This window comes from Colwellia polaris, from assembly GCF_002104515.1.
In the GTDB taxonomy this organism is placed as follows: domain Bacteria; phylum Pseudomonadota; class Gammaproteobacteria; order Enterobacterales; family Alteromonadaceae; genus Cognaticolwellia; species Cognaticolwellia polaris.
On the sequence record NZ_NBOE01000009.1, the window covers coordinates 155,989 to 165,918 of the forward strand.

A 9,930-nucleotide genomic window follows, 5' to 3' on the forward strand; every position below is an offset into this window, starting at 1 on the left:
TTTTTATTACCCCATTTACCTACAGCTATTATAAAGAAGCGATTTTAACCCATTAAGAGAGTATGAGATGAATACTGAAAGATATCAGTTAAAAAATAAAATTCGCATTGTAACCGCGGCATCGTTATTTGATGGCCATGACGCAGCAATTAATATAATGCGCAGAATTTTGCAATCAAGCGGTGCAGAAGTTATTCATCTTGGTCATGACCGCAGTGTTGAAGAAGTGGTAAATACCGCTATTCAAGAAGATGCCAATGCCATTGCCATGACATCTTATCAAGGTGGTCATAATGAATACTTCAAATATATGTACGACCTATTAAAAGAACGTGGTTGTGAGCATATTCGCATTGTTGGCGGCGGCGGTGGTGTGATATTGCCCGAAGAAATTAAAATGCTTCAAGATTACGGTATTACCCGTATTTATTCACCAGATGACGGCAGAGAGTTGGGCTTGTTAGGTATGATTGATGACATGCTTGAGCGCTGTGATTTTAAAACTGGCATTAACGTTAAAAAAGATGACGTAGCGAATTTGAAAAAAGACGTGCCGCTACAAGATAAAAAACAAGCTATCGCGCGTTTAATTTCAGCCGCAGAAAATGCCCCAGAAGAGAATAAAAGCGATTTAGCTAAAATACGTAAAATTTCAGCGGTAAGTAAAACACCGGTACTAGGTATTACAGGTACCGGTGGTGCAGGTAAATCTTCACTGGTTGATGAACTTATTCGTCGCTTTTTAATGGCTACTGAGGATAGTAAAATTGCGATTGTGTCGGTTGATCCGTCAAAACGTAAAACTGGTGGTGCTTTGCTTGGCGACCGTATTCGTATGAACGCAGTAAATAACGACCGCGTTTACATGCGCTCGTTAGCTACTCGTCAGTCAAACTTAGCCTTATCGGTTTATGTCAATGACACGTTAGATATTCTTAAAGCGACCGACTTCGATTTAATTATTTTAGAAACCTCGGGGATTGGCCAGTCAGATACTGAAATTGAAGAACATTCAGATGTTTCATTATATGTAATGACACCAGAATACGGCGCAGCAACACAGTTAGAAAAAATTGATATGCTTGATTTTGCTGACATTATCGCGCTCAATAAATTCGATAAACGTGGCGCATTAGATGCGTTACGTGATGTAAAAAAACAATATAAACGTAACCGTGGCATGTTTGAAGCCGGCGATGATGAAGTGCCTGTATATGGCACAATCGCGTCACAATTTAACGACCGCGGTATGACAGAATTATATAATGCGGTTATTACTGAGCTCAATTCTAAATCAGGCTTAACGGTGGGTGATCTTTTATCTACTGCAGGCACGTTAGCGAACAAAAGTAGTGTTATTCCTGGTAACCGTATTCGTTATTTATCTGAAATTTCAGAGAACAATCGCAGCTACGATGCTTGGGTTGAGAATCAAACTACGGTAGCGCAAAAACTTTATGGTATTCATCAAGCAATTGAAACGGCTAAAGCAACTGACACAGAAGTGTCGTCAGATTTAGTGACTCAACTTGAGGCATTATATAGTCATGTAGAGTTAGACCTAGATCCGAAAAATAAGCTGCTTATTGAACAATGGGCAGATAAAGTTCAACGCTATAAAGACCCAGAATTTAAATTTAAAGTGCGTGATAAAGAACTCTCAATTCAAACCCATTCAGTTTCTTTGTCAGGTAGTGATATTCCAAAAATTAGTATGCCTAAATACCAAGGTTGGGGCGATATATTAAAGTGGAACTTACAAGAAAACGTACCGGGTGAGTTCCCATACACAGCGGGTTTATTTCCATTTAAACGCGAAGGTGAAGACCCAACACGTATGTTTGCTGGTGAAGGTGGCCCAGAGCGAACTAACCGCCGTTTTCATTATGTTTCAAAAGGTATGCCGGCTAAACGTTTATCAACCGCGTTTGACTCAGTAACCTTATACGGTAACGATCCGGCTATACGCCCAGACATTTACGGTAAAATTGGTAATGCGGGTGTGTCGATTTGTTGTTTAGATGATGCGAAAAAGCTTTACTCAGGTTTTGATTTAGCACATGCAATGACTTCAGTTTCAATGACCATTAATGGCCCAGCACCTATGTTGCTAGGTTTTTTCTTAAATGCTGCGATTGATCAACAATGTGAGCGTTTTATTACTGAAAATGGTTTAGAAAAAGAAGTTGCCGCCACAATTAAAAAAATATACCAAGATAAAGGTTGTGAGCGTCCAAGCTACCAAGGTGAATTACCTGAAGGTAACGACGGTTTAGGTTTAATGTTATTAGGTGTTACGGGCGATCAAGTATTACCGCCTGAAGTTTACCAAGCAATAAAAGCGAAAACGTTAACTTTGGTTCGAGGTACGGTTCAAGCTGATATTTTAAAAGAAGACCAAGCGCAAAATACCTGTATTTTCTCAACTGAATTTGCCTTGCGTTTAATGGGCGATGTTCAAGAGTACTTCATTAACAAAGGCGTGCGTAACTTCTATTCAGTATCAATTTCTGGTTACCATATTGCTGAAGCTGGCGCGAACCCAATTACTCAGTTGGCGTTAACCTTAGCGAATGGTTTTACTTTTGTAGAATATTACTTAAGCCGAGGCATGGACATTAACGAGTTTGGTCCTAACTTATCGTTCTTCTTCTCAAACGGCATTGATCCTGAGTACGCAGTAATTGGCCGCGTAGCCCGTCGTATTTGGTCAAAAGCGATGAAGAATAAGTACGGTGCAAATGCTCGTGCTCAAATGTTGAAGTACCATATTCAAACTTCAGGTCGTTCTTTGCATGCACAAGAAATTGATTTCAACGATATTCGAACCACATTACAGGCACTTTACGCGATAAACGATAACTGTAACTCTTTGCATACTAATGCTTATGATGAAGCTATTACTACGCCAACCGAAGACAGCGTACGTCGTGCCATGGCGATTCAATTAATTATTAACCGTGAATTAGGGCTTTCTAAAAACGAAAACCCAATTCAAGGCGCGTTTATTATTGAAGAGTTAACCGATTTAGTTGAAGAAGCTGTATTAACTGAGTTTGACCGCATTAACGAACGTGGCGGTGTACTTGGCGCGATGGAAACTATGTACCAACGTGGCAAAATTCAAGAAGAAAGTATGCATTATGAGCACCTAAAACATTCAGGTGAATTCCCAATTATTGGGGTAAATACCTTCTTAAGTTCAACGGGTTCTCCAACGGTTGTGCCGGAAGAAGTTATTCGTGCCACTGAAGAAGAAAAAACTTATCAAATAGAAATGTTAGCAAGTTTAAATAAAGCCAACGAAGCGGAAGTAGCAGTATTACTGAAGCGTTTACAGGAAGCGGCGATTAAACATGAAAACATTTTCGAACTGATGATGGACGCTTGTAAAGTTTGTTCATTAGGGCAAATTGTTAATTCATTATTTGAAGCCGGCGGACAGTATCGCCGTAACATGTAGTTTTAGATTTTATAATTCCCGCACTAACACTTGAAATAGTGCGGGTTCACAAAACAAGATGGGTGTAAATAATGAGTAATTACCAAGCGCCAATGCGCGATATGCAATTTTTACTGCACGAAGTATTTAATGCTGAAAAATTATGGTCAACCATGCCGGCGGTTGCCGAGCTAATTGATAAAGATACTGTTGATGCCATTTTATCTGAAGGTGCAAAACTTACCGCTGAAGCTATTGCGCCGTTAAATCGTAATAGTGACGAGCAAGGTGCAACGTGGGCTAACGGTGAGGTAACAACACCTGATGGTTTCAATAAAGCCTATCAACTTTATTGTGATGGTGGCTGGGGCGCACTTAGCGGCGATCCTGAATATGGCGGCATGGGCATGCCGAAAATGTTACAATCATTCGTTGAAGAGATGACCCAATCAGCGTCTATTTCATTTGCGCTATATCCTATGTTAACCGCTGGCGCGAGTTTGGCTTTATCAGCTCATGCTTCAACCGAGATGAAGCAAACCTATCTTGAAAATATGTATTCTGGAAAATGGGCTGGCACTATGTGTTTGACAGAGCCTCATGCCGGTAGCGATTTAGGTATTATGAGCGCAAAAGCTGAAGCGCAAGATGATGGCAGCTTTGCCTTGTCAGGTACTAAAATATTTATTACTGGCGGTGAGCAAGACTTAACCGAAAATATTATTCATTTAGTCCTCGCTAAAATACCGGGGGCGCCTGAAGGTCCTCGCGGTATTTCTATGTTTGTTGTACCGAAATTTTTATTAAACGATGATGGCAGCTTAGGCGTTAGAAATACCGTTACTTGTGGTTCAATCGAGCACAAAATGGGCATTAAAGGCTCGGCAACTTGTGTGATGAATTTTGATGGTGCGAAAGGCTTCTTAGTCGGTGAAGAAAACAAAGGCTTAAACTACATGTTCACCATGATGAACTATGAACGTTTAGGCATGGGCATTCAAGGCGTTGGCGCGGCAGAAACCTCTTATCAGCAAGCTGCTGAATATGCTATTGAACGTATTCAAGGCCGCAGTGCTACGGGTGTAAAATCAGCAGATAAAAAAGCTGACTCTCTTATTGTGCATCCCGATGTAAGAAAAATGCTACTAACAATGCGTGCATTTAACGAAGGTGGGCGCTGTTTTTCTACTTATGTTGCTAAGCAACTTGATATTGTAAAGTTCTCTGATAACGAAAACGATATAAAACAAGCTGAAGAATTAGTTGCCTTGTTAACACCTGTAGCGAAAGCATTCATGACCGATATGGCCTATGAAAGTTGTAATTTAGGGCAAATGGTTTTTGGTGGTCACGGTTATGTGCGTGAATGGGGTCAAGAGCAGTTAGTGCGAGATGTTCGTATTGCACAAATTTACGAAGGCACCAATGGCATTCAAGCGTTAGATCTGCTCGGTCGTAAAGTGGTGGCAAATAAAGGTAAGTTTCTTGATGTTTATTTTGCTGAAATTACCAGTTTTATAACGCAGCACAACGAAAACAAAGCGTTAAATGGTTTCGTTCAACCGTTAGCTACAGCACTAGAGAAATTAAAAGCTATTACAGAGTTAATTATTGCTGAGCAAGAGCAGGATAAAAATATGATTGGCGCATCAGCAACTGATTATTTAGCTGCCTTCGGCTTGCTAAGTTACGCCTATATGTGGGCAATAATGGCAGAAAAATCATCAGGGCATTCTCAACAAAGTGATCAAGATTTTTATCAAGCAAAATTGTATGTTGGTGAATTTTTTATTGAGCGTTTATTACCTAGAATTGACGGTCATATTCTTGCTATTGAAGCCGGAAGTAAAAGTTTGATGACAATGCCTGAAAGCCTGTTTAATTATAACCATTAAACTTAGGCTATTTTGTTATAAAATTGAGACTCGTTGATATTTACTCAGGTTAAGCAATATTCTTTTGGTCGAAAGTTTAACAGCTGCCAGTCAACTTAATACTTGAATGAAATGTTTTGTTCGTTACTGAAACTCTATTTGTCTTCAGTAACGACATTACTATTGATATAAGGTAATAAAAATGTCGAATATTCCTAAAAAATTTACAGCATTTCGAATTCATAAAAATGACAAAAACATTATCAGTGCATTTGAGCAAATTAGTTTACATGAATTAACGGCTGGTGAAGTGGTGATTAAAGTCGCTTACTCAGATATTAATTATAAAGATGCTTTAGCGGCAACAGGTAAAGGCCGTATTTTAAGAACTTACCCTTTAGTAGGCGGTATTGATTTATCTGGCATCGTTATTAGCTCTGCAGACGCACGTTTTAAAGCCGGCGATAAAGTTTTAGTTTGTGGCGCACAGTTATCTGAGCTTTATGATGGTGGTTATAGCGAATATGCCCGCGTAAAGGCTGATTCAATTGTGAACTTACCTGAAGGTATGAGCTTACGCGATGTTATGGCGCTTGGCACTGCCGGTTATACCGCCGCTCTTGCCATACAACGCATGGAAGATAATGGCCAAATACCAGCACGTGGACCCATAGTTGTAACCGGTGCCACTGGTGGTGTTGGTAGTTTTGCGATTAATATGCTGTCAAATATTGGCTATGAAGTTATTGCTTTTACTGGGAAAACAGAACAAGAACCTTATTTAAAAGCGTTAGGTGCAAGCAAACTAATAAGTCGACACAGCCTTGAAATGGGTGCTAAGCCATTAGAAAATGCCCAGTGGGGTGGGGCGGTTGATAATGTTGGCGGCGACACATTAGCTTGGTTAACGCGCACAACCCATGTTTGGGGAAACATTGCCTCTATTGGTCTTGCTGGTGGTCATAAATTAGAAACAACGGTAATGCCATTTATTCTGCGCGGCGTTAGTTTACTCGGTATTAATTCAGTTGAGATGCCACTATCAGTTAGAGCTCGCGCATGGCAGCGTTTAGCCAGCGATCTAAAGCCTAGTAAATTAGCATTAATTTCGCCTACAACTATTAAGTTTGCTGATTTACCTCAAGCGTTTGACGCTTATGTTGCAGGTAATGTAACTGGGCGAACGGTTGTAGAAATTGATTCAAGCCTTGATTAACGGCGATTAATTAACGACCTAAACATATAAATACGCACAAAGGATTAATATGTCACCCGTAATATTTAGCGAAATAAAGACAAAAACTGAGAAACGAATTGCATTAGCAGAGCTTAATGCGCCGCAATCGCTTAATGCTTTAAACATGAGTATGTTTGAGTTATTGCATAAACAGTTACTTGAATGGCAAAGCAACGATGAAATCGCCATGGTGATCTTACAAGGATCAGGAGACAAAGCTTTTTGCGCTGGCGGTGATGTGGTTAGCTTGTATCACGCACTTAAAATTGAAAGAGAAAATATTACTGACAGTCAATCAAGTACAGTGCAAGAAACAGCAGAAACAATAATTGATGATCAAACCATTATCAACTCTTTCGGCTATGACTTTTTTGCTCTGGAATATCAAGTAGACCAACTTATCCATGAATTTACTAAACCTATATTAGTTTGGGGTGACGGTTATATTATGGGCGGTGGCATAGGTTTATTTGCTGGCGCGAGCCATAAAGTGGTTACCGAAAAAACGTTGTTAGCTATGCCTGAAGTTACTATCGGCTTATATCCTGATGTCGGCGCAAGTTGGTTTCTAAATAAAGTATCAAATAATACCGGGCTATTTTTGGGGATAACAGGCGCAATATTTAATGCCGTAGATGCGTTGAATATAGGTTTAGCTAATGTTGCAATTAAAAGCAGTGTAAAAAGTGAGGTAATATCAAGCTTGAGTAATGTGCAATGGCAAACTAATCACGAAAACTATGAATTGCTAGATAAAGCCTTGAATAAATTTGTGCAACAAAGTGAACAAGCTTTTGCGTCGATTACTTCTAATGTAGTAGAGCACCAGGCGATTATTAAGCAATTAACCAACTTTGATAATGGCGCAGATATTTATCAAGCGATATTAGCACTAGATACAGAAAGTGATTGGCTACAAAGAGCACAAGCAAAGCTTAGAAAAGGTAGCCCGCTTTCGGCGTTGATCATTTATCAGCAATTATTGATCAGTAAAGACTTTACGTTAGAACAATGTTTTGCCTCAGAGCTTAACTTAAGCTTACGTTGTTGTCAGTATCCAGAATTTAGCGAAGGGGTTCGTGCACTTTTAGTAGATAAAGATAAAAGCCCTCGTTGGCAATATGAGAATATCAATGATATTCCAGCAGAACGACTCGCGTGGTTTTTTGCACCAGTAGAAAAACTGAATTAATAAATATCAAGTATCGGCTTAAACTCATTTAATATGCACCTTGATTTAAGTCGCAATATAAAAAATAAGATAAAAAAAGGATTAAACATGAACTTAAAAGACAAAACGATTGTAGTTACCGGCGGCGGACAAGGCTTAGGTCGAGCTATTGCTTTAAATTTGGCAAAGTCAGGTGCTAAATTAGCCTTAATAGATCTAAATGAAGAGCAATTACAAGCTACCGTTAAGTTAGTTGAAGAAGCTGGCTCACAAGCAAAGTATTATTTAGCAAACGTAACCAATGAAAGTGAAGTAGAAGCAATATTCACCCAAATAAACCAAGACTTCTCTGGCATCGATGGTTTAATCAATAATGCAGGCATCTTGCGCGATGGTATGTTTGTTAAAGCTAAAGATGGTGTAGTGAGTAAGAAAATGTCACTAGATCAATTTCAATCAGTAATTGATGTAAACCTTACTGGTGTATTTCTATGTGGCCGAGAAGCTGCTGTTCACATGATTGAAGGTAAGCGTAAAGGTGTCATCATTAATATGTCATCAATTGCCCGTGGCGGTAACATGGGACAAACAAACTACGCAGCTTCAAAGGCCGGTGTAGTAGCGATGACTGTAACTTGGGCGAGAGAGCTTGGTCGTCACGGTATTCGTGTTGGTGCTATTGCCCCTGGTGTAATTCGCACCGCGATGACAGATGCAATGAAACCTGAAATGCGTCAACGTCTAGAGAGTATGAAGCCTGTTGGTCGTTTAGGTGAGGCAGAAGAAATAGCACACACAGTTAACTATATTATAGAAAATGAATTCTTTACTGGCCGCGTTGTTGAAATTGATGGTGGCTTATCTATGTAGAGCAGAAATTTATTCTGTGATCTAGCGATATTATTTTCGTAAAATAAAGTAACTAACTAATCAACCTCTTGTTTACTCCATGACGATTAGTTAGTTATAAAGAATAAGATTAATAGCAGCTGTAAAGCTATTTGTTATTATATCCCGCATTTACATAAGTTAAGTAAAAGAAAGTTATGAACAATAAAGCACTTTTTCTCGATAGAGATGGCATTATTAACGTTGACCACGGTTATGTTCACAAACCAGAAGATTTTGAGTTTGTAGAAGGTATTTTCGAATTATGCCAACTTGCAATAAAAAAGGGCTACCAAATATTTGTTATCACCAATCAGGCAGGTATTGCTCGAGGTTATTACGACGTAGCCACTTTTGAATCGTTATCGAGCTGGATGGTTAATGAATTTGCAAAGCAAGCAATAACGATAACCAAAGTATATTTTTGTCCTCATCATCCAACTAAGGGTGTAAATCAGTTTGTAATGTCATGCGATTGCCGTAAACCTGAGCCAGGTATGATCTTGCAAGCACAACAAGACTTTTCAATTGACTTAAAAGACAGTATTTTTATCGGCGATAAGATATCAGACATGCAAGCAGCGAAAAATTCAGGCATTGAAACTAGAATTTTAGTCGATAGCCGCTATACTGATGAATCACCTTCTGAGAAAGTTGAAGGTGTAATGCGTATTAAACAGCTGCAGCAAGCACATAAATTTGTCATTTAAGTTCGAATTTCCAACGGAACGTTCAATTAAAAGGCAAACAAACACTTTTATGCAATTTAATTCAAATTAGCGGTTGACGTGAGGTCAAAAATCTCTAAAATGCGCTCCACTTCTTCGGGACAAGTCGAAGAGGTTGTTTTAATGAGTTATCTAGCGTGGTTTAGGCTAAATTAGTTAACTTAACGTTTTAAAGGTTCGTTTCGAAAGTTTTAAAAACTTTTAAAATAAATTCAAATAAAACGTTGACATTGAAACAGAGTTGCGTAGAATGCGCATCTCGCTTCAGGCAAGGGCTAGAACCTGATTGAAGCAACGCGGTTTAACAACGAATGAGTTTGTTAACTCGCGCCGAATAAAACGTTCATCCATGAACGAATCGGCATACCTACTTCGTGTAGGCATCTTTAACAATTAGTTATCATGCAATTTGTGTGGACACTCACATTAACGTTGATTTTACATAGTTACCTTCGGGTAACACAAAACAGCTTAATATGATGTCACACAAAATAAGTATCATTTAGGTCTTCGGATTTAAATAATACGTTTTATGTAGTTACTTAGTTCCTAGTCGGGATTAAGTAACACGACAGAATTCATTGAGCAGA

General features: G+C 39.0%; 6 protein-coding genes. All 6 read left to right on the forward strand.

The annotated features are described in order from the left end of the window. Positions 1-67: 67 nt before the first annotated feature. Positions 68-3,463, forward strand: a complete 3,396-nt coding sequence (locus B6A32_RS14335) for a methylmalonyl-CoA mutase family protein (RefSeq protein WP_085305259.1) — start codon at positions 68-70, stop codon at positions 3,461-3,463. A gap of 71 nt (positions 3,464-3,534) precedes the next feature. Beyond that, positions 3,535-5,337 (forward strand): acyl-CoA dehydrogenase C-terminal domain-containing protein, encoded by a 1,803-nt coding sequence (locus B6A32_RS14340; RefSeq protein ID WP_085305261.1) that lies wholly within the window; start codon positions 3,535-3,537, stop codon positions 5,335-5,337. A 181-nt stretch (positions 5,338-5,518) separates the two neighbouring features. Further along, a complete protein-coding gene (locus tag B6A32_RS14345; RefSeq protein ID WP_085305263.1) occupies positions 5,519-6,532 on the forward strand; it encodes an oxidoreductase in 1,014 nt (337 codons plus the stop codon). Between the two features lie 49 nt (positions 6,533-6,581). Continuing rightward, positions 6,582-7,745 (forward strand): enoyl-CoA hydratase/isomerase family protein, encoded by a 1,164-nt coding sequence (locus B6A32_RS14350; protein ID WP_085305270.1) that lies wholly within the window; start codon positions 6,582-6,584, stop codon positions 7,743-7,745. Positions 7,746-7,832: 87 nt separating this feature from the next. Beyond that, on the forward strand, positions 7,833-8,594 hold the full coding sequence (locus B6A32_RS14355; protein ID WP_085305272.1) for an SDR family oxidoreductase: 762 nt from the start codon (positions 7,833-7,835) through the stop codon (positions 8,592-8,594). Between the two features lie 176 nt (positions 8,595-8,770). Continuing rightward, positions 8,771-9,322: a D-glycero-beta-D-manno-heptose 1,7-bisphosphate 7-phosphatase gene (gene gmhB / locus B6A32_RS14360; RefSeq protein WP_085305274.1), complete on the forward strand. Its 552-nt coding sequence runs from the start codon at positions 8,771-8,773 to the stop codon at positions 9,320-9,322. Positions 9,323-9,930 lie beyond the last annotated feature (608 nt).